This is a genomic window from Streptomyces sp. NPDC017520 (genome assembly GCF_044329855.1).
Taxonomy (GTDB): domain Bacteria; phylum Actinomycetota; class Actinomycetes; order Streptomycetales; family Streptomycetaceae; genus Streptomyces.
This window is the reverse complement of sequence record NZ_JBIRKB010000006.1, coordinates 331,811-351,578: the sequence shown is the minus strand read 5'-3', so window position 1 is coordinate 351,578 and position 19,768 is coordinate 331,811. Positions and strand designations below refer to the sequence as shown.

Annotated in this window: 15 protein-coding genes and 1 pseudogene; 7 read left to right on the top strand and 9 right to left on the bottom strand. The window is 71.7% G+C overall.

Annotated features, from left to right (window positions below; all coding sequences use genetic code 11):
• Positions 1-164: 164 nt before the first annotated feature.
• Together serS and ACH4KB_RS17345 are read left to right on the top strand one after the other, a co-directional pair.
• A complete protein-coding gene (gene serS, locus ACH4KB_RS17350) occupies positions 165-1,442 on the top strand; it encodes a serine--tRNA ligase (RefSeq protein WP_398066779.1) in 1,278 nt (425 codons plus the stop codon).
• Entirely contained in the window at positions 1,439-2,263 is an 825-nt protein-coding gene (locus ACH4KB_RS17345; RefSeq protein ID WP_398066778.1) for an HAD family hydrolase, read from the top strand. The genes serS and ACH4KB_RS17345 overlap by 4 nt, the downstream gene beginning before the upstream one ends.
• A gap of 86 nt (positions 2,264-2,349) precedes the next feature.
• Here the strand turns inward: ACH4KB_RS17345 and ACH4KB_RS17340 are convergent, their stop codons facing one another.
• The 5 genes from ACH4KB_RS17340 to ACH4KB_RS17320 all read right to left on the bottom strand — a co-directional run bounded on the left by ACH4KB_RS17340 (position 2,350) and on the right by ACH4KB_RS17320 (position 6,902).
• On the bottom strand, positions 2,350-3,048 hold the full coding sequence (locus tag ACH4KB_RS17340; protein WP_398066777.1) for a hypothetical protein: 699 nt from the start codon (positions 3,046-3,048) through the stop codon (positions 2,350-2,352).
• Positions 3,049-3,341: 293 nt separating this feature from the next.
• Positions 3,342-4,061 carry an ABC transporter permease subunit gene (locus tag ACH4KB_RS17335; protein WP_398066776.1) on the bottom strand — a complete coding sequence of 240 codons (720 nt, stop codon included), beginning with the start codon at positions 4,059-4,061 and terminating at the stop codon, positions 3,342-3,344.
• A 30-nt stretch (positions 4,062-4,091) separates the two neighbouring features.
• Positions 4,092-5,003, bottom strand: coding sequence for an ABC transporter ATP-binding protein (locus ACH4KB_RS17330; RefSeq protein WP_361872827.1), 912 nt, complete (start codon positions 5,001-5,003; stop codon positions 4,092-4,094).
• A complete protein-coding gene (locus ACH4KB_RS17325; RefSeq protein WP_398066775.1) occupies positions 5,000-5,908 on the bottom strand; it encodes an ABC transporter permease in 909 nt (302 codons plus the stop codon). The genes ACH4KB_RS17330 and ACH4KB_RS17325 overlap by 4 nt, the downstream gene beginning before the upstream one ends.
• Positions 5,898-6,902: an ABC transporter ATP-binding protein gene (locus ACH4KB_RS17320; RefSeq protein WP_398066894.1), complete on the bottom strand. Its 1,005-nt coding sequence runs from the start codon at positions 6,900-6,902 to the stop codon at positions 5,898-5,900. Before ACH4KB_RS17320 ends, ACH4KB_RS17325 begins: the two co-directional genes overlap by 11 nt.
• A 484-nt stretch (positions 6,903-7,386) precedes the next feature.
• Between ACH4KB_RS17320 and ACH4KB_RS17315 the strand changes: the two genes are divergently transcribed.
• The 4 genes from ACH4KB_RS17315 to ACH4KB_RS17300 all read left to right on the top strand — a co-directional run bounded on the left by ACH4KB_RS17315 (position 7,387) and on the right by ACH4KB_RS17300 (position 11,733).
• Complete coding sequence (locus tag ACH4KB_RS17315; RefSeq protein WP_398066774.1) at positions 7,387-8,247, top strand: M24 family metallopeptidase; 861 nt, start codon at positions 7,387-7,389, stop codon at positions 8,245-8,247.
• Positions 8,244-10,016, top strand: coding sequence for an SDR family oxidoreductase (locus tag ACH4KB_RS17310; RefSeq protein WP_398066773.1), 1,773 nt, complete (start codon positions 8,244-8,246; stop codon positions 10,014-10,016). Before ACH4KB_RS17315 ends, ACH4KB_RS17310 begins: the two co-directional genes overlap by 4 nt.
• Entirely contained in the window at positions 10,013-10,960 is a 948-nt protein-coding gene (locus ACH4KB_RS17305) for a MerR family transcriptional regulator (RefSeq protein ID WP_398066772.1), read from the top strand. The genes ACH4KB_RS17310 and ACH4KB_RS17305 overlap by 4 nt, the downstream gene beginning before the upstream one ends.
• Positions 10,961-11,151: 191 nt before the next feature.
• Positions 11,152-11,733, top strand: coding sequence for an RNA 2'-phosphotransferase (locus tag ACH4KB_RS17300; RefSeq protein WP_398066771.1), 582 nt, complete (start codon positions 11,152-11,154; stop codon positions 11,731-11,733).
• A gap of 130 nt (positions 11,734-11,863) precedes the next feature.
• On the opposite strand, the gene ACH4KB_RS17295 is transcribed toward ACH4KB_RS17300, so the two are convergent.
• Positions 11,864-12,757, bottom strand: a complete 894-nt coding sequence (locus tag ACH4KB_RS17295; RefSeq protein ID WP_398066770.1) for an LLM class flavin-dependent oxidoreductase — start codon at positions 12,755-12,757, stop codon at positions 11,864-11,866.
• Between the two features lie 278 nt (positions 12,758-13,035).
• Positions 13,036-13,271 (bottom strand): annotated as a pseudogene (locus ACH4KB_RS17290) (LLM class flavin-dependent oxidoreductase); the annotation flags it as partial.
• A gap of 148 nt (positions 13,272-13,419) precedes the next feature.
• Here ACH4KB_RS17290 and ACH4KB_RS17285 point away from each other — a divergent pair.
• Positions 13,420-14,277, top strand: a complete 858-nt coding sequence (locus ACH4KB_RS17285) for an HAD family hydrolase (RefSeq protein WP_398066769.1) — start codon at positions 13,420-13,422, stop codon at positions 14,275-14,277.
• Positions 14,278-14,394: 117 nt separating this feature from the next.
• Here the strand turns inward: ACH4KB_RS17285 and ACH4KB_RS17280 are convergent, their stop codons facing one another.
• Together ACH4KB_RS17280 and cydD are read right to left on the bottom strand one after the other, a co-directional pair.
• Entirely contained in the window at positions 14,395-16,101 is a 1,707-nt protein-coding gene (locus tag ACH4KB_RS17280; protein WP_398066768.1) for a GAF domain-containing sensor histidine kinase, read from the bottom strand.
• A 95-nt stretch (positions 16,102-16,196) separates the two neighbouring features.
• Positions 16,197-19,733: a thiol reductant ABC exporter subunit CydD gene (gene cydD / locus ACH4KB_RS17275; protein WP_398066767.1), complete on the bottom strand. Its 3,537-nt coding sequence runs from the start codon at positions 19,731-19,733 to the stop codon at positions 16,197-16,199.
• Positions 19,734-19,768: the final 35 nt, after the last annotated feature.

The window sequence follows — 19,768 nt, the reverse complement described above, 5'->3', positions numbered from 1 at the left end:
GTTAACCACCGTTATCGCTACCGATACGGGGGCCGACATCGGCGTCGACGTCCGCGCCGCAGGCGATTCCCCCTCAGAAATATCAATTCCGGCAATTCGGTCAAAGTGACACGCTCGGCAATATCGGTTCGAGTGCGAGATCCGCGCACCGGTAGCCTGGAGGGGTGATTGACCTTCGCCTGCTCCGTGAGGACCCCGACCGTGTTCGCGCCTCCCAGCGCGCCCGTGGAGAGGACGTCGACCTCGTCGACGCCCTGCTCTCCGCCGACGAGCTGCGCAGGTCGTCCGGCGTCCGATTCGACGAACTCCGTGCTGAACAGAAGGCCCTCGGCAAGCTGATCCCCAAGGCCACCCCCGAGGAGCGCACCGAGCTTCTCAAGAAGGCCGAACAGCTCAAGGCCGGCGTCAAGGCGGCCGACGCCGCCCAGGACGAGGCCGACGCGGACGCCAAGCGGCTGCTGCTCCAGCTCGGCAACATCGTCCACGAGGACGTGCCGGTCGGCGGCGAGGAGGACTTCGTCGTCCTGGAGACCCACGGCACCATCCGGGACTTCGGCGCCGAGGGCTTCGAGCCCAAGGACCACCTGGAGATCGGCGAGGCGCTCGGCGCCATCGACATGGAGCGCGGGGCCAAGGTCTCCGGCTCGCGGTTCTACTACCTCACGGGCATCGGCGCGCTGCTGGAGCTCGCCCTCGTGAACGCGGCGATCGCACAGGCCACCGAGGCCGGCTTCATCCCGATGCTGACCCCGGCGCTGGTCCGCCCCCGCGCCATGGAGGGCACCGGCTTCCTCGGCCAGGCCTCGGAGAACGTGTACCACCTGGAGAAGGACGACTACTACCTGGTCGGCACCTCCGAGGTCCCCCTCGCCGCGTACCACATGGACGAGATCATCGACGCCGACAAGCTGCCCCTGCGGTACGCCGGGTTCTCCCCGTGCTTCCGCCGCGAGGCCGGCACGTACGGCAAGGACACCCGCGGCATCTTCCGCGTCCACCAGTTCGACAAGGTGGAGATGTTCTCGTACGTCGACCCCGCGGACGCGGAGGCCGAGCACCGCAGGCTCCTGGAGTGGGAGAAGCAGTGGCTCACCGCCCTCGAACTGCCCTTCCAGGTGATCGACGTCGCCACCGGCGACCTCGGCTCCTCCGCCTCGCGGAAGTTCGACTGCGAGGCGTGGATCCCGACCCAGGGCAAGTACCGCGAGCTCACCTCCGCGTCGAACTGCGACGGCTTCCAGGCCCGCCGCCTGTCCGTCCGGATGCGCGAGGGCAAGAAGGTCCAGCCGCTGGCCACGCTGAACGGCACGCTCTGCGCCGTACCGCGCACGATCGTGGCGATCCTGGAGAACCACCAGCTTCCCGACGGGTCGGTCCGGGTGCCCGAGATGCTCCGCCCGTACCTGGGCGGGCGCGAGGTCCTGGAACCGGTCGCCAAGTGACCTTCCCCTACAAGCTCGTCGCGACCGACCTCGACGGCACACTGCTGCGCGGGGACGACACGGTCTCCGGACGCACCCGCGAGGCCCTGGCCGCCGCCACGGCGGCCGGCGCCGCGCACATCATCGTCACCGGACGTGCGGTCCCCTGGACCCGGCACATCCTGGACGACCTCGGTTACGAGGGGCTCGCGGTCTGCGGTCAGGGCGCGCAGGTCTACCACGCGGGCGAGCACAAGCTGCTGACCTCGCTGACCCTGGACCGCCAGCTCGCCGGTCTCGCGCTGTCCAAGATCGAGGCGGAGGTCGGCCCGCTGCACCTGGCGGCCAGCCGCGACGGACTGGACGGCGAGGTGCTGGTGGGCCCCGGCTACCGAGTGCAGGAGGGGCCGCTTCCGTACCTCTTCGTGGACGACGCCACCGAGATGTGGACGGCCCCCATCAACAAGGTCTACATACAGCACCCGGAGCTGGACGACGACGCGCTGGCCTTCGCCGCGCGGGCGGCGGTCGGCAGCCTGGTCGACGTGGTCATGGCCGGGGCCGGCGTGGTCGAGATCCTGCCGCTGGGCCTGAGCAAGGCGACCGGCCTCTCGCTGGCCGCCCGCCGGCTCGGCGTGAAGGCCGCCGACACGATCGCCTTCGGCGACATGCCGAACGACATCCCGATGTTCGGCTGGGCCCACCACGGCGTGGCCATGGCCAACGCCCACGACGACCTGAAGGCCGTCGCCCACGAGATCACGGCGTCCAACGATGACGACGGCATCGCGGTGGTGCTGGAGGAGCTGCTCCGCTCGGCGCCCGTGCAGCCCGCCCGGTAGCACACCCATCCGCACACCGGACAGCGCGACAGCGGCCCGGCACCGTTTCCCACGGTGCCGGGCCGCCGTTCTCGGTTCAGCGCGCGCTAGCCGCGCTGCCCGCTACGGCGTCGCAGATCCTTCAGCTGCCGGGCGAAGGAGTCCAGCCGCCCGTCCAGGCGGACGACGTCCTGTTGCACGTCCGTCAGCCGCAGGCTCATCGCCCCGACCACCTGGTGCGTCACCTCCACCTTGCGGTCCAGACTGTCGAGCCGCTCCGACATCCGCACGAGCACCGGCCCGAGCTCCTGGAGCGCGCTGCCGACTCCGGTGAGGCAGCTCTCGATGCGCGTGACGCGCTGGTCCAGGGAGGCGTACTGCGTGCGCAACGACTCCTCGGCGTCGAGGAGGTACGTACGCACGCAGCGGGCGATGTCGCTGTCGCGAAGAAGCATGGCGATGTTGAGGACGGTGCGGCGGGTGTACAACCGCAGTTGCGTGGCCGCCTGTGGATAACTTTCCACCCCGCCACGGGCCCATAGCGACATCATGTCGCTATGGAAGGACCGCAGGTCAGAGCCACGCAGCACCCGCATGCCGTTCTCGGCGAACTCTTCCTGATGCCGGTCGGTCAGCCTCCTGACCGCCCCTGTGGATACTTCGAAGTAGCGAGCCACGTCCTCTGTGCGAACGTGAATTCCGTCCGGGAGCATGACAAGGCCTTTCACCTTGTCGAGGACGTCGACGCGCCCCATCTGCTCCACGCGCAGCGCGCGTGATTCGAGCAGGGCGACTTCCGTGGGCATGGGTGTGCCTTTCGTACGAGGGAATGACGAGGACGGCCCACACCCCGGGCTTCAGGGGTGGAGGACGCTCACGGTTGCCACTCACTCGATGACCGGTCCGGTGGGCTGAGCCTCACCCGGTGCCGGTATTCCCCGATTTCACGATCGCTACGACGCCACGGATTCCAGTTGCCTCCACGCACCCTGCCCAACGACCCGATAAACGTACGGTTACGCGCACATCTGTCCGCTCATAGGACGACCCCCGCCCATGTTCACAAGGGCGGGGGTCGTCGGGGCTCAGGCCGCAGGCCTCACTCCTCGCCCGCCAGCTTCAGTGCCCGCAGCTTCTGGCCCGCGTACCAGGTGGCGGCGACCGTGACCGCGACCAGCAGGACCGTGGCGAGCGGCAGGCCGACATCCGAGGTCACCGCGCCGTCGCCCGCGACCTTCTGGGCGACCGCCAAGGACCACTGCTGGACGCTGAGCGTCCGCGCGCCGGCCACCAGGCTGCCGAACAGGGCCTCCCAGACCAGCGCGTAGACCAGGCCGAGGACGACCGCGTGCCGGCTGACCGTGCCGAGCAGCAGGAACAGGGCGCTGTACGCGATCGAGGCGACCAGCGCCGCGATCGTGTAGGCGACGGCGATCTGCTGGCCGTTGCCGTTGAGGATCAGGCCCGCGAGAAGCGTCGGCAGGGCGGAGAACACCATGGTCACCGCGATGGCCACGATCAGCTTGGTGAAGATGATCGTGGGCCGCTTCACGGGCTTGGCGAGCAGGTAGACGATCGAGCCGTCGTCGATCTCGGGGCCGATCGCGCCGGTGCCCGCGATCACGCCGATCAGCGGCACCATCGTGGCGATGGCGAAACCGCCGAGGACATCCGAGGCGATCTGGTCATCGGCTCCGGCGAACATGCGCACGGCCGCGGCGATGAGCAGCAGCAGTGCGGGCAGGACGAACAGGATGGCGGCCCGGCGCCGGCCGAGCAGGGCCCGGTAGGTGAGCCGGGCGACTGTGGGGTCGTACATGACGGTGCACAGCTCCTTTCAGGCCACTACTCAGGCCGCTACGAGGTAGGAAAAGACCGATTCGAGGGACTCGTCGGACGGCGAGACGGTCAGCAGCCGGATGGACTGCTCACGAGCCACCCTCGGCAGCAGTTCGGTGAACCGCCCGAAGTCGACGGCCTGGATGCGCAGTGCCTTCTCGGTCACGTCGACCTCGATGCCCGCCGTGGACGGGTCGGCGATGAGCGCGGCCGCGAGGGCCCGGTCGTCGCTGGAGCGCACCAGATAGCGGTGCGGACGGTCCGTCATCAGCCGGCGGATCTTCCGGAAGTCGCCGGACGCGGCGTGACGTCCGGCCACGATCACCTCGATGTGCGAGGCCAACTGCTCGACCTCTTCGAGGATGTGGGAGGAGAACAGGACCGTGCGCCCCTCGTCCCCCATCCGCCGCAGCAGTTCCATCAGCTGCATCCGCTGGCGCGGGTCCATCCCGTTGAACGGCTCGTCCAGGAGCAGCACCGAGGGCTCGTGGACCAGCGCGGACGCCATCTTCACGCGCTGGCGCATGCCCTTGCTGTACGTGGAGATCTTGCGGTCCTGCGCGTACTCCATCTGGACCGTGGCGAGCGCCTTCTGCGCCTCGGCTCCGCCCAGACCCTGGAGTTCGGCGTTGGCTACGACGAATTCCTTGCCGGTGAGGAAGTCGTACATCCCCTCCCGCTCCGGGACGATGCCGATCTTCTTGTAAACGGCCTCGTTGCGCCAGATCGGCCGCCCGTCGAGCGTGACCTTCCCCGTCGAGGGGGCGAGGAATCCGCCCATCATGTTGATGAGGGTGGACTTTCCGGCGCCGTTCGGGCCGAGAAGTCCGGTGACACCGGGCCCCACGGTCATGGAGACGTCGTTGACGGCGACCACGTTGCCGAACCAGCGCGAGGTGTGGTCGATCTCGATGGTGGTCACAGCCCGACCCTCCGGTAGCGGCGCATCAGAACGGCGTACGAGCCGGCGACGAGCGCGAGAACAACGAACAGATAGACCACACCCGCACCGGCGCCCGGGCCTTCCCCTCCGGGGAAGGCGGAGGTCGCGCCGAGGAACGCGGTCTGGACGCCGTCGATCAGCGTGATCGGCGAGAAGAGGCCCAGCCACTGCACGGCCCCCTCCGACCCGGTCTCCCAGGCGATGGCCTGAATCGTGGAGACGGCGCCGTAGGTGATGGTCAGGAGAGCGATGACCGCCGCGACGCCGAAGCCGCGCCGCGGGGTCAGGGCGGCCATCACGAGGCCGAGACCGGCGAACAGCACGGACAGCAGCGCCACCGACACCAGTCCCTGGCCGAACCACTTGGTCTGATCGGTGAAGTCGAACTTCGCGAGCAGCGAGCCCACATAGAGGACGAGCAGCGGCGCGCCGGTGAGGATGAGGAGCGCGGCGGCGGTGGCGGCGAACTTCGCCCCCACGTAGTCGGCGCGTTCGATCGGCCGCGAGAAGTACAGGGGGACGCTCTTGAACCGGAGGTCCCTGGACACCGCCTGCGGCGCCTGGGCGGCGATGAACAGGCCGATGACGGCCTGGAGGTAGATCGCGTACGAGGTGTACTCGACCACCAGCTTGCTGGCGTCCGGGGCGGCCATGGAGACCGCCACCAGGATCGCCGCGACCAGCGTCATCACGCCGAACAGCAGCATGGGGAGCACTTTGGACTTGGCGGAGCGGCCCAGTCCGAAGGAGCCCCGCAGCGTCTGCGAGAACAGGGAGCGGCGGGCGTAGGCCCGGCCGAGCCGCGGTCCGTCGTAGGAGCGGTAGCCGATGTTGTGGATCCGGGAGGCGTCGCGCCCGGCCGCGGTCCCGGTCTCAGTGCTCATCGCGACCGCTTCCCTTCTGCTGTACGGCCCCGGCGGTGGCGGCCGCGGCCGGGGCGGCGGTGCTGTGCGCCCCGCCCTGTTCGGTACGGAAGACCTCGGCGATGTGGTGGCGGCGCTGTTCCATGCGGACCAGGCCGAGCCCGAGCCCGGCGACGCTGTCGCGGACCAGGTCGTACGTGTCCTCGCCGGCCGCCTCGATCAGCAGGATGTGGCCCGCGCCCGGCAGTCCCTCCGTGTCGATCCCGTCGTGGCCGATGAGGGTGACCCCGGCGTCGGTGAGGATCCTGCGCAGCGCGCCGGTGCCGTCGGGGTGGGTGTCGCTGTCGGTCACCTCGACCGCGAGGGTCGCGGTGGTCTGCGTGAAGTCGCTGGTGGAGCTGGAGCGCAGGAGCGTGCCGCCGTCGATGACGACGACGTGGTCGCAAGTGCGTTCCAGTTCGCCCAGGAGGTGCGAGGTCACCAGCACGGAGATGCCGAAGTCGGTGTGGATCCGGCGGATCAGGCCGAGCATCTCGTCACGGCCGACCGGGTCCAGACCGTTGGTCGGCTCGTCGAGGAGGACCAGCTGGGGGTCGTGCACGAGGGCCTGGGCCAGCTTGACCCGCTGCTTCATGCCGGTCGAGTAGCCACCGATGGGTCGGTAGCGCTCCTCGTAGAGGCCGACGTGGCGCAGCGTGTCGGCCGTGCGCTCGCGGGCCGCCGTGGGCGGCAGCCCCGACATGCGGGCCATGTGCACGACGAACTCGGTCGCCGAGACGTCGGGCGGCAGGCAGTCGTGCTCGGGCATGTACCCCACCCGTTCCCGGATGGCGGCGCCGCTGGTCGCGACATCGAGCCCGAGCACTGCGGCCCGCCCCTCGGTGGCGGGGGAGAGACCCAGCAGGATCTTGATCAGTGTGGACTTGCCGGCTCCGTTGGAACCCACCAGACCGGTCACACCCGGTCCGATGTCCAACGTGAGCCGGTCAAGCGCGGTCACCCGGGGGAACCGCATGCTCAGGGCTTCGGTAGCGATAACGGCTGTCACGTCAACGACGTTAGTGGCGCGGGCCACAGGGGTCGTCAGCCCTGATGGCTGGATCCACGTCCGACTCCAGGCGTACGCGCCCGTAGGGGGGACCCCGCGAAGGACGAGGCCCGGTCTCCGGGAAGGGCTGCGCGACCGGGGTGTACCAGAGGGGCCGACGATCCCGGATCCCCTCGGCGGGGGTGATCACGGTACCCACCGGCGGGGGTGATCAGGGTGCCCACCGGCGGGGGTGATCAGGGTGCCCACCGGCGGGGGTGATCAGGGTGCCCACCGGCGGGGGTGATCAGGGTGCCCACCGGCGGGGCGGAGTTTTCCACAGCCGGGGTGCCCTGTGCCCGTGCTTGTCCACAGGACGTGCGGCCCCCTTGACGCAGCCGCCGGACATGGTCACATTCATCAGTGTCACGTTACGGACGCGTACCGCACACGGCAGGGAACGGACGGTGGCATGACCGGCATGACCGCGGCAGTGCAGCATGAAAGCGCCCCGGAGCTACGGGGGTTCAGGGAAGTCCAGCGTCTGGCCTACGCCTGCGCGGAGGCGGTCGCCGGTCAGCTGCGGTCGGGGGTGACCGAGCGCGAGGCGGCCCGGATGCAGCGCACGTGGCTGCGCGAGCGAGGCGTGCGCGACTGGTTCCACCTCCCGTTCGCCTGGTTCGGAGACCGCACGGCGTTCGCCGGGTTCAAGGTGCCGTTGCAGTTCTTCCCGACCGACCGGAAGCTGGAGCCGGGGATGCCGTTCATCCTCGACCTGGCCCCGGTGTACAAGGGCTGCACCGCCGATGTCGGGTATGCGGGGTGCCTCGGCCTCAATCCACTGCACGATCGGCTGCTGGCCGATCTGGAGGCCCACCGCGAGCTGATCCTGCGGGAGGTGCGCGAGCGCCGTTCGCTGCGCGAGATATACGAGGACGTCGAACGCCTCATGACCGCACAGGGATACGCGAACAGGCACCGGGCCTACCCCTTCGGCGTGATGGCCCACAAGATCGACCGCGTCGCCGAACGCCGTTGGTCGCCAAAGGTGTTCGGCTTCGGCACCCAGGCCCTCAAGGGACTGGTGAGCGACGCGCTGCACGGTCATCGGGACGGCTGGTCGCCGCTGTGGAGCCCCTACCGCTTCTCCGACCACCCGCCGCGGCCGGGCCTGTGGGCGGTCGAACCCCACCTCGGATTCCGGGGTACGGGCGCGAAGTTCGAGGAGATCCTGGTCGTCACCGACTCCAAGGACCCCGAGCAGAGCGCTTTCTGGCTGGACGACGATCTGCCGCACGTGCGGCGCTGGGCCGAGGAGAAGGTGGCGGCGTGAATCTGTCCCAGGCACGTGAGCGACGCGTGGTCACAGGAGGCGTCGAGCTGTGCGTCGCCGAACTGGGCGACGCGGGCCGGCCGACCGTGGTGCTGGTCCACGGCTATCCGGACAGCAAGGAGGTCTGGTCGGACGTCGCCGTCCGGCTGGCCGAGAACTGGCACGTGGTGCTGTACGACGTGCGGGGACACGGCAGGTCCACCGCCCCGAAGCCGCTGCGCGGCGGCTTCACCCTGGAGAAGCTGACCGACGACTTCCTGGCCGTGATCGACACGGTCAGCCCGGACCGGCCGGTGCACGTGGTCGGTCACGACTGGGGGTCCGTCCAGGCCTGGGAGTTCGTCACGGTCGGCAGGACCGAGGGCCGGATCGCCTCCTTCACCTCGATGTCCGGTCCGTCCCTGGACCACTTCGGGCACTGGATCAGACGCCGGGCCGCCCGTCCCACCCCCCGCCGGGTAGGCCAGCTGCTCGGCCAGGGCGCGAAGTCCTGGTATGTGTACATGCTCCACACCCCGGTCCTGCCGGAGCTCGCCTGGCGCGGCCCGCTCGGGAAGCGGTGGCCCCGGATCCTGGAGCGCATGGAGAAGGTGCCCGCGGGCGACTACCCCACCGCCTCCCTGCCGGACGACGCGGCGCACGGCGCCTGGCTCTACCGCGACAACGTCCGCGCCCGGCTCAGCAGGCCCCGCGCGGACGCCTATGCCCACGTCCCCGTCCAGCTGATCACGCCGACCGGCGACTCGTTCCTCTCCGCACGGCTCTACGACGGGCTGGAGGACTGGGTCCCCACCCTGGTGCGCCGCTCGCTTCCGGCCAAGCACTGGGTGCCCCGCACCCGACCGGACCAGCTGGCCTCCTGGGTCGACGAGTTCGTCACCGCGAACGAGTCCGCCGGACGGGAGGGCGCGCCCGCGCAGCGGACGGCCGCGCAGGGCCCCTACGCGCAGCGGTTCGGCGGTCAGCTGGTCCTGGTGACGGGCGCGGCCTCCGGGATCGGACGGGCCACCGCGTTCGCGTTCGCCGAGGCGGGCGCCCGGGTCGTGGCCGTGGACCGGGACGCGGAGGGGGCCGCCCGGACCGCGGAGATGGCGCGGCTGATCGGGGCGCCCGCGGCCTGGGGCGAGGCGGTCGACGTCAGCGACGAGGCCGCGATGGAGAAGCTCGCCGCCCGGGTCGCCGCCGAGTACGGCATTGTCGACGTCCTGGTCAACAACGCCGGGGTCGGGCTGTCCGGCTCCTTCCTGGCGACCACGAGCGAGGAGTGGAAGAAGGTCCTCGACGTCAATCTGTGGGGGGTCATCCACGGCTGCCGGATCTTCGGCACACAGATGGCGGACCGGGGCCAGGGCGGCCACATCGTCAACACGGCGTCGGCCGCCGCGTTCCAGCCGTCCCGGGTGCTGCCCGCGTACAGCACGTCGAAGGCGGCCGTGCTGATGCTCAGCGAATGTCTGCGGGCCGAGCTGGCGGAGAAGTCGATCGGGGTGAGCGCGATATGTCCCGGCATCGTCAACACCAACATCACCGCCACCACGCGTTTCGCGGGGGCCGACGCGGCGGAGGAGGCGCGGCTCCAGAAGCGGGCGAGCCGTCTCTACGGGCGGCGCAACTACCCGCCGGAGAGGGTCGCCGACGCGATCCTGCGGGCGGTCGTGCGCAACCAGGCTGTGGTGCCGGTGACCCCCGAGGCGCGTGGCGCGCGGCTGCTGTCCCGGCTGAGCCCCGGGGCCCTGCGCTCCGTCGCCCGGCTGAAGCCTCCGCTGTGACCGGGGCCGGCGCCCGGGCCGCCGAGTACCGGATCGAGGACCTGGCCCATGCCAGCGGGGCCACGGTGCGCACGATCCGCGCCTATCAGGACCGGGGGCTGCTGCCGACGCCCGAGCGGCGCGGCCGGGCCAATGTGTACCGGGAGACTCATCTGACCCGGCTGCGGCAGATCGCGGGCCTGCTCGACCGGGGCTACACCCTGGCCAGCATCAAGGAGTTGCTGGAGGCGTGGGACGCGGGACGGGGCCTCGGCGGGGTGCTCGGTCTGGTCGCCGAGGTGCACGGCCCGTGGACGGACGAGGAGGCCGACCGGATCAGCCGCCGGGAGCTGGACGCGAGGTTCGGCGGCCGACAGGACGACGCGGCCATCGCCGAGGCGGTGGAGCTCGGCGTGCTGGAGCGGATGCCCGGTCGGGACGACGAGTTCCTCGTGCCCAGTCCGCAAGAGCTCGCGGTGGCCGTCGAGTTGTACGGGGCCGGGGTCCCGCTGTCCGCGATCTCCGCCCATTTGAGGGAGCTTCGCGGTCAGGTGGAGCACATCGCCTCCCGTTTCCTTGAGTTCACCACCGAGCACGTCTTCGCCCGCTATCTCGGCCATCGGCCTCCCACCGACTCGGACGCGGCCGAGGCGGCGTCTCTTGTGCGGCGTCTCCGGCCCCTCGCACAGCAGACGGTGGACGCGGAACTGGCCCGTGCCATGCGCACGTTCGCGACTCGCCGTCTGCACCGCCACCTCGGCGCGGCGGAATCGGCGGCCCCGGAGGACGCGACGCGCCCCGTGCTGCTGCCCACCCGCACAACACAGGCTGTAGAGCGGCTGGTTGGCGCGGAGCGGGTGGCCGCCTTCGTCGTGGCAGCCACCGAACGGGAGGTCCAGGCACGGACCTTGGACCAGCTGAGCGCAACTCGCCTCAAAGGGGGTGAAATCAACGAAACCCCCTAAAGCGAAGAAGCGTTGTCCACAGAAACGCCAAATAGCCTGTGGATAACCTGGGTTGGCTGTGGATCAAACCCGGCGAGGGAGAAAGGAAGAAGAACCGCGGAAGAACGAAGAACCGACGAGATGACGAGGTGAGCAGCCGACGAGCCGAAATGCGGATGCACGGGCAACCCCGCCACAGGCACTCTGACGCCATGGACGAACGTCGCACCGTCAAAGTGTCCAAGTACCTCTCGACCCATCTGCGGCATCAGCCGGAACGCATCGGCCTCACCCTCGACGAGAACGGCTGGGTGGCGGTCGAGGAGCTGCTGCGCGCCGCCGCCCGGCACGGGTTCGCCCTCTCCCGCGCCGAGCTCGACCACGTCGTCGCCGCCAACGACAAGCGGCGCTTCACCGTCTGCCGCGGCTTCGAGGGCGGCGTCGAGGGCGGGGGCGTCGAGGGCGACCGCATCCGCGCCAATCAGGGCCACACCGTCGCCGTCGACCTGGACCTGCCGCCGGCCGAACCGCCCGCGTACCTCTACCACGGCACGGTCGCCCGGGCGATGGACGCGATCCGGGCCGAGGGCCTGCGCCCCATGGCCCGCCACCATGTCCACCTCTCCCCCGACCGGGAAACGGCCACCCGGGTCGGCGCCCGTCGCGGCCGCCCCCTCGTCCTCACCGTGGACGCGGGCGCGATGCACCGCGCCGGCCATGTCTTCCGGGTCAGCGCCAACGGGGTCTGGCTCGCCGACGCCGTACCTCCGCGTTTCCTGCGCCTGCGCGGCTGAGAGCGTCCCGAACCGAGCCGATCACCGGGCGAGCAACAGGCTGTCGAAGTCCGTCCGGGTCACCGGCCCACGGCGATGGGTGTCCCCGTACGAAGCGGACCCGGCAGACCCCACGCTCCTCGCCCCGCCGCTACGCCAACTGCGCGGGCGCCTCGGTCGCGATGCGCTCGAAGACCGTCGGGTCGACGTCGAAGACCGAGTCCGGGACCGGGGCGTGGATGACGATCTCGGTGAATCCCAGCTCCGTGTGGCGCCCCGCGAAGTCGACGAACGCGTCCACGGACTCCAACGGGCCGTTGCGGTCCGGTGTGAAGGCGGTGAGCAAAACCCGGTCCAGCTCGGATGCGTCCCGGCCGATCTCCGCGCAGGCCGCCGTGAGCCTCTCGTTCTGCCCCCGCAGCGCGGCCCGTGACTCCTCCGGGGTGCCGTTCTCGTACAGCTTGGGGTCGCCGGTGGTGACCCAGGCCTGCCCGTGCCGGGCGGCGAGCTTCAGGCCGCGCGGTCCGGTCGCGGCGACGGCGAAGGGCAGTCGGGGCCGCTGAACACAGCCGGGGATGTTGCGGGCCTCCTCCGCGGCGTAGTACTCCCCGTGCTGGGTCACCGCGTCCTCGGTGAGCAGCCGGTCCAGGAGCGGGACGAACTCGGCGAAGCGGTCGGCGCGTTCACGCGGGGTCCAGGCGTCCTGGCCCAGGGCCGTGGCGTCGAAGCCGCTGCCGCCGGCGCCGATGCCGAGGGTGACCCGGCCGCCCGAGATGTCGTCCAGGGAGATCAGTTCCTTGGCCAGCGTGACCGGGTGGCGGAAGTTCGGCGAGGTCACGAGGGTGCCCAGCCGCAGGCGTTCGGTGGCCGTCGCCGCGGCGGTGAGAGTGGGCAGCGCCCCGAACCACGGGCCGTCCCGGAACGTCCGCCAGGACAGGTGGTCGTAGGTGTACGCGGCATGGAACCCGAGGTCCTCGGCCCGCCGCCAGATCTTCTGTCCTTCGGCCCACCGGTGGATGGGGAGGATCACCGTGCTCAGACGCATGGCCTCGACGATACGCGGGCCTGCCGCTGCCGCGGACAAAAGGGGGAGCTGGTCGCCTTCGCTCGGAGCGCCCGCTTCGACCGCTGGTTGACACCCCTCCTGCTGGAGACGGCTGGGCCTGATCGACGGCTGGAGGTGGGGGACGCGATCCGGATCACCGATCACTTCATGCTGCGCCACCGCCTGCCGGACGGCTCGACCGTGGTGGACCGTTTCGTCGCTGGACGGCCGGGCTTGACCCCGTCGGACCGGGAGACGCTGCACGGACAAGGCTTGGCCGAGGTCACGGGAATGCCCCGCCGCAGGCGCTCGGTGGCCGTCGCCGCGGCAGTGAGCGCGGGCAGCGCCCCGAACCACGGGCAGTCCCGCCCTGGAACGTCCGCCCGGACAGGTGGTCGTAGGCGTGGGCAGGGGTGTTGAAGTCCAGCTCCTCCGAGCGCGCTGTCGGCGGTCGCGACCGCCCTCGCGCCGGCCATGGACCAGGGAGGTCCACGGTGCTCGGGCGGAGGCTCATGCCCTGGAGCCTCCGGCCATACGCGCGGGTGACGGCCACTCGATGGCTTTGGCATATGCCAGAGGACTTTTCCCCAGATCAGCGCCTTACCCACTCAGATGTGCGCCCCTCCGCACGCACGTGCACCGTTGTGGGCGAGAATGGTCCGGTGACCTCAGTGACCGATACGCCTCTTCCCGCCGTGACCCGGCTGATCGCCACCGACCTCGACGGCACCCTGCTGCGCGACGACAAGACGCTGTCCGCGCGGACGGTCGCGGCCCTCGCGGCAGCCGAGGAGGCCGGGATCGAGGTCTTCTTCGTCACCGGCAGGCCGGCCCGCTGGATGGACGTCGTGCGGGACCACGTCCAGGGCCACGGTACGGCGATCTGCGCCAACGGCGCCGTGGTCACCGACCTGCGCACGGACGGCGAGCTGCTCTCCGTACGACCGCTGGAGCGCGCGGCCGCCCTGCATGTCGTACGCACCCTGCGCGAGGCGGCCCCCGGCACCTCGTTCGCCGTCGAGATGACCACCGGCATCAACTACGAACCGGCCTACCCGCCCTTCCACCTGGACCCGGGCGCGGCCGTGGCCGTCGCCGAGAAGCTGCTGCACGAGGACGCCCCGGGCACCGGCGCGCCGGTGATCAAGCTGCTGGCCCACCACACCGAGCTGTCCCCCGACGCCTTCCTCACCCTGGCCCGTACGGCCGCCGGCGAGCAGGCCGCCTTCACCCGTTCCAGCCCCTCCGCGCTCCTGGAGGTCAGCGGGCTCGGCGTCTCCAAGGCCACCACGCTCGCCGCCTGTTGTGCCGAGCGCGGCATCTCGCCCGCCGAGGTGGTCGCCTTCGGCGACATGCCCAACGACGTCGAGATGCTCAGCTGGGCCGGCGCCTCCTTCGCGATGGGCAACGCCCACCCGGACGCGGTGGCCGCCGCGTCGGGCCGGACCACGACCAACGAGGAGGACGGGGTGGCGGTCGTCATCGAGCGGATCCTCGCCGCCCGCGCAGAGACCCGCTGAAACCTTTCGGCACATCAGCGGACCGGCTCGCGGACCCCGCCCGCGACACACCGGCTCGCGGGCCCGGCGGGCCCCGCCCCGCCCCGCCCGTCCGGCAGCGTCAGCGCCGGGCCGCCCTCACAGCGGCGCCTCCCACACCACCGTCGTACCGCCGCCGTCCTCCCCGATCCCCGGTTCGATCCGGCTCGATCCGCCCAGGGACTCGGCCCGTCGGGCCAGGTTGCGCAGTCCGCTGCGGCGGCCGCCCTCCGGGATGCCCACCCCGTCGTCGGCGACCGAGAGGCGTACCGCCGCCCGCCCGTCCGGCAGGGTCACCGTCGCGTCGACGACCACATCGATCAGCGACGCCCCCGCGTGCCGGAACGCGTTGGAGAGGGCCTCGCGCAGCGCGGCGACCAGATTCTTGCCGGTCAGCTCACCGACGAGCGAGTCCACCGGGCCCAGAAAGCGGTGCGAGGGCTTGAAGCCGAGCGGGACGGCCGCCATGTTGATCTCCCGCAGCACGCGGGTGCGCAGCCTCGACGGGGCTTCGGCCGGTTCCTGCTGGAGCGCGAAGATGGCCGTGCGGATCTCCTGGATCGTCACGTCCAGTTCGTCCACGGCCCGGCCGACGCCGGTCCGCACCTCGGGCACCACCGACCGGCGCTGGGCGCTCTCCAGCATCATCCCGGTGGCGAACAGCCGCTGGATGACCAGGTCGTGGAGGTCGCGGGCGATCCGGTCACGGTCCTCGTACACCGCGAGCCGCTCCCGGTCCCGCTGCGCCTCGGCCATCATCAGCGCGAGCGCCGCCTGGGAGGCGAACTGGGTGGCGAGCGTCCGCTCGGTCTCCGTGAACGGGCGCGCGCCCCGCGCACGGGGAGTGGCCAGCGCACCGAGCACCCGGCCGCCGCTGTGGAGCGGCAGCATCATGCTGGGGCCGAAGCGGTCGGCCAGCCTGGTGACCATCCGGCTGTCGGTGGCCGAGTCGTCGATGAACACCGCCTCGCCCGCCAGCAGTTTCGCCACCACCGCGCTCCGGGGCGGGATGATCACGCCGAGCGAGGACGCGGGGTCGTCGGACGAGACGGCGACGATCTCCAGGCCGCCCTCCTCGGCGGGCAGCAGCACGATCCCGGCGGCGGAGTCGGCGAGCCGGCGGGCCTGTTCGGCGACCACGGACAGCGCCTCGTCGGCGTCCCCGCCCGACAGGAGGGCCGTGGTGACCGCGACCGAACCGTCGATCCAGTGCTCCCGCTGCCGCGCCGCCTCGTACAGCCGGGCGTTGCCGATGGCGATCCCGGCCTCCGTGGCGAGCACCCGGACCATGTGGAGGTCGTAGTCGGTGAACTCCGCGCCGTGCCGCTTCTCGGTGAGGTAGAGGTTGCCGAAGATCTCCCCCTGAACCCGGATGGGCACCCCCAGGAAGGTCCGCATCGAGGGGTGCCCCGGCGGGAAGCCCGCAGACCGCGGATCGGTGCACAGATCGGCCAGCCGGACCGGGGCGGGGTCGTGGATCAGCGCGCCGAGCAGACCCCGGTGGCCGTCGGGGCGACGCCCGATCGCCTCGGCCACCTCCTGCGGAACGCCGTACGTGACGAAGTCCGACAGTCCCTCACCCAACTCGTCGACGACGCCGATGGCGGCGTACCGGGCGTGGGCGAGCTCGGCCGCCGTCTCGCAGATCCGGTCCAGGGTGGAGTGCAGCTCCAGCCCCGCGCCGACGGAACGCATCGCTTCCAGGAGCTGCGGCACCCGCGCGGTCAGCTCGGTGGACAGACCCTGGAGGCTGCGGGTGGCCCGGGTGGCGGCGTCCAGGGAGTCCTGCGGGTCGGGCTCTGCCATGGCCTGAGCCTAGTTAGTACCGATAGAGGGCGAAAGTCGAGAATGTACTCGACGGGCTCAGGACGTCTCCGGGGCACGGCCCGGTGCCGCCGCCGCTATCGGCCCCCCGCCCCGACCGTCTCCCGTTCGCGTTCCAGCATGCGGCGCAGCGGCCCGTCCTCGGCCGCGAGTTCGGCGTACGGTCCGCGCTGCACGACCCGGCCCGCGTCCAGCACCAGCACCTCGTCGACCGTGTCGAGGCCGGTCAGCCGATGGGTGATCAGTACGGTCGCACGGCCCCGGGTCGCGTCCAGCAGGTCGGCGGTGAGGGCGTCGGCGGTCGGCAGGTCGAGGTGCTCGGCCGGCTCGTCCAGGACGAGTACGGGGAAGCCCGCGAGCAGCGCGCGGGCCAGGGCGAGGCGCTGGCGCTGACCGCCGGAGAGCCGCGCGCCGTGCTCGCCCACCGGGGTGTCGAGCTTCCCCGGCAGGGCCAGCACCCAGTCCAGGAGCCGGGCCCGGGAGAGCGCGTCGAGCAGTTCGGCGTCGGTCGCCCCGGGGCGGGCCAGCCGCAGGTTCTCGCGGATCGTGCTGTCGAAGACGTGCGCGTCCTGGGCGCACAGCCCGACCGAGCGCCGGACCGTCTCCGATTCCAGCGCCGACGCCTCGACGCCGCCCAGCCGGTACGTCCCCGACGAGGCGTCCAGGAAGCGCAGCAGGACCTGGGCGAGCGTCGTCTTGCCCGAGCCGGAGGGGCCCACGACCGCGATGCGCCGACCGGGCGTCAGCGTCAGGTCGAGCGAGGCCAGCGCGTCGTGGCGGGCCCCCGGGTAGCGGGCGCTCAGCCCCCGTACCTCCAGCGGGAAGGGCGACGCGGGCTCCTCGGCGGGGGCCTCGGGCTCCCGTACGGGCACGGGGGCGTCGAGCACCTCGAACACCCGCTCGGCGCTTCGGGCGACGCGCTGGCGGTACTGCACGGCGAGCGGCAGCCCGGTGACGGCCTCGAAGGCGGCGAGGGGGGTCAGCACCACCACGGCGAGCGCGACACCGGACAGCCGGCCGTCCTGCACGGCGGGGACGGCGACGGTCGCGGCGGCCACCACGGTGAGACCGCAGACCAGGGCGGAAAGACCGCCGCCCAGTGCCGTCGCGGCGGCGGCGCGCGAGGCGATCCGGGTCAGCAGTGTGTCGGCCGCGCGCAGCCGCGTCTGCCGGGCGGGCAGCGCGCCCGCGACGGTCAGTTCGGCGGTGGCGCCCAGGAGGTCGGTGACCCGCGTGGCCAGGGCGGCACGGGCGGGTGCGAGCTGGCGCTCCGTACGGCGGGCACAGGCGCCGCTGACGAGCGGTACGCCGACCGCGGCGACCAGCAGCCCCACGGCCAGGATCACGCCCGCCTCCGGGAGCAGCCAGCCGGTGAACCCGGCGGCCGCGGCCCCCACCACGACAGCGGTGCCGACGGGCAGCAGCCAGCGCAGCCAGTAGTCCTGGAGCGCGTCCACATCGGCGACGAGCCGGGACAGCAGGTCCCCACGCCTTGTGGTGCGCAGGCCCCCGGGGGCGATGCGTTCGAGGCCCCGGTAGACGGAGACCCGCAGGTCGGCGAGGAGCTTCAGGACGGCGTCGTGCGAGACGAGCCGCTCGGCGTAGCGGAAGACCGCCCGGCCGATGCCGAAGGCGCGGGTCGCGGTGACCGCCATCATCAAGTACATGACCGGCGGCTCTTCGGAAGCTCGGGAGATCAGCCAGCCGGAGACCGCCATGAGCCCCACGGCCGACCCGACCGCCAGGCTGCCGAGCAGCAGGGCCAGGGTCAGCCGCCCCCGCTGCGCGCCGGCCGCCTCGCGGACCCGGGCAAGCACCCTTCCGGAGCGGGCACCGGTCCTCCGCGGTCCGTCGTCGGCAGCGCGCAGCTCCTCCGCCCGGTGGGTGTCCAGGAGTTCGCCCCCGGCGAGCGGCTGGGGGACGGCGGGTCCGGCGCCACCCGTACCTTGGGTCACCACTGCCCGGCCCGTGGAAACGCCGGTACGCGGCTTGAGCGTCACCACGCGGTCGGCGACCGCCAGCAGGGCCGGACGGTGGACGACCAGCAGCACGGTCCGCCCGGCGGCCAGCCTCCGTACGGCGTCGACGATGCCCGCCTCGCTCTCGCCGTCCAGGCTCGCGGTCGGCTCGTCCAGCAGCAGGAGCGGCCGGTCGGCGAGGAACGCCCGGGCGAGGGCCAGGCGCTGGCGCTGGCCCGCGGAGAGCCCGGCACCGTCCTCCCCCAGGGCGGTCCGCATCCCGTCGGGCAGCGCCGCGACGAAGTCGTACGCGCCCGCGTCCCGCAGCGCCGCGAGGACCGCCTCGTCGTCGGCGTCGGGCCGGGCGAGGCGCACGTTCTCGGCGATGGTGTCCGCGAAGAGGTGGGGGCGCTGGGGGACCCAGGCGATACGGCTCCGCCAGCGTTCGAGGTCCAGGTCCTTGAGGTCCCGGCCGCCGACCCGGGCGTGCCCCTCGTCGGGTACGGCGAACCCGAGGAGCACGTTCAGCAGGGTGGACTTGCCGACCCCGCTCGGGCCGACCAGGGCGACGGTCTCCCCCGGCTCCACGGTGAGCGACGCGGCGTCCAGCGAGGGTTCGGCGCGGCCCTCGTGGCGTACGGTCACCTCCGCCAGCTCCAGGCGCGGCGCGTCCGGGACGTCCTCGGTCCCCGAGGCCCGGGGGTCGGTCTCCAGGACCGTGAAGATCTCCTCGGCGGCCGACAGCCCCTCGGCCGCCGCGTGGTACTGCGCCCCGACCTGGCGGATCGGCAGATACGCCTCCGGGGCCAGGATCAGGACCACCAGGCCGGTGTAGAGGTCGAGTTCACCGTGGACGAGCCGCATACCGATCGTGACGGCGACGAGGGCCACCGACAGGGTCGCCAGCAGCTCCAGGGCGAACGAGGACAGGAAGGCGATCCGCAGGGTGCGCAGGGTGGCCCGGCGGTAGTCGGAGGTGATCGTGCGGATCGATTCGGCCTGGGCCTTGGCCCGCCCGAAGACCTTCAGGGTCGGCAGGCCGGCGACGACGTCCAGGAAGTGCCCGGAGAGCCGGGACAGCAGCTGCCACTGGCGGTCCATCCGGGACTGGGTGGCCCAGCCGATCAGGATCATGAAGAGCGGGATGAGCGGCAGGGTGACGACGATGATCGCCGCCGACACCCAGTCCTCGGTGACGATCCGGGCGAGCACCGCCACAGGCACCACGACCGCGAGTCCGAGCTGCGGGAGATAGCGGGCGAAGTAGTCGTCGAGCGCGTCGATGCCCCGAGTCGCCAGCGCGACGAGCGAACCGGTGCGCTGCCCGCTCAGCCAGTCGGGGCCCAGCCGCGCGGCCCGCTCCAGGAGCCGGCCGCGCAGTTCGGACTTGACGGCCGCGCTGGCTCGATGGGCCGCGAGCTCGGTGAGCCAGGCGACGAAGGCCCGGCCGAGGGCGACCGCGGCGAGCAGGAGAAGGGGGTCGCGCAGCGCGGTGACCGTGAGTCCGCCCTCGAAACCGCCCACCACGATCTCGGCGATGAGCATCGCCTGGGCGATCACCAGCAGGGCGCCGACCAGGCCGAGTGCCACCACGGCCGCCAGGAAGAGGCGGGTGGCGCGTGCGTAGTGGAGCAGACGCGGATCGATCGGTTTCACGTGAAACATCCCCCCGGCGGGGTCGATGAACTCTG

Coding starts and splice junctions, on each gene's coding strand:
- ACH4KB_RS17340 (WP_398066777.1), bottom strand. CDS start 3,048: ATGCCCACGGAAGTCGCCCTGCTCGAATCACGCGCGCTGCGCGTGGAG.
- ACH4KB_RS17325 (WP_398066775.1), bottom strand. CDS start 5,908: ATGAGCACTGAGACCGGGACCGCGGCCGGGCGCGACGCCTCCCGGATC.
- ACH4KB_RS17295 (WP_398066770.1), bottom strand. CDS start 12,757: ATGCGTCTGAGCACGGTGATCCTCCCCATCCACCGGTGGGCCGAAGGA.
- ACH4KB_RS17320 (WP_398066894.1), bottom strand. CDS start 6,902: ATGCGGTTCCCCCGGGTGACCGCGCTTGACCGGCTCACGTTGGACATC.
- ACH4KB_RS17280 (WP_398066768.1), bottom strand. CDS start 16,101: ATGGCAGAGCCCGACCCGCAGGACTCCCTGGACGCCGCCACCCGGGCC.
- ACH4KB_RS17300 (WP_398066771.1), top strand. CDS start 11,152: ATGGACGAACGTCGCACCGTCAAAGTGTCCAAGTACCTCTCGACCCAT.
- ACH4KB_RS17315 (WP_398066774.1), top strand. CDS start 7,387: ATGACCGGCATGACCGCGGCAGTGCAGCATGAAAGCGCCCCGGAGCTA.
- ACH4KB_RS17335 (WP_398066776.1), bottom strand. CDS start 4,061: ATGTACGACCCCACAGTCGCCCGGCTCACCTACCGGGCCCTGCTCGGC.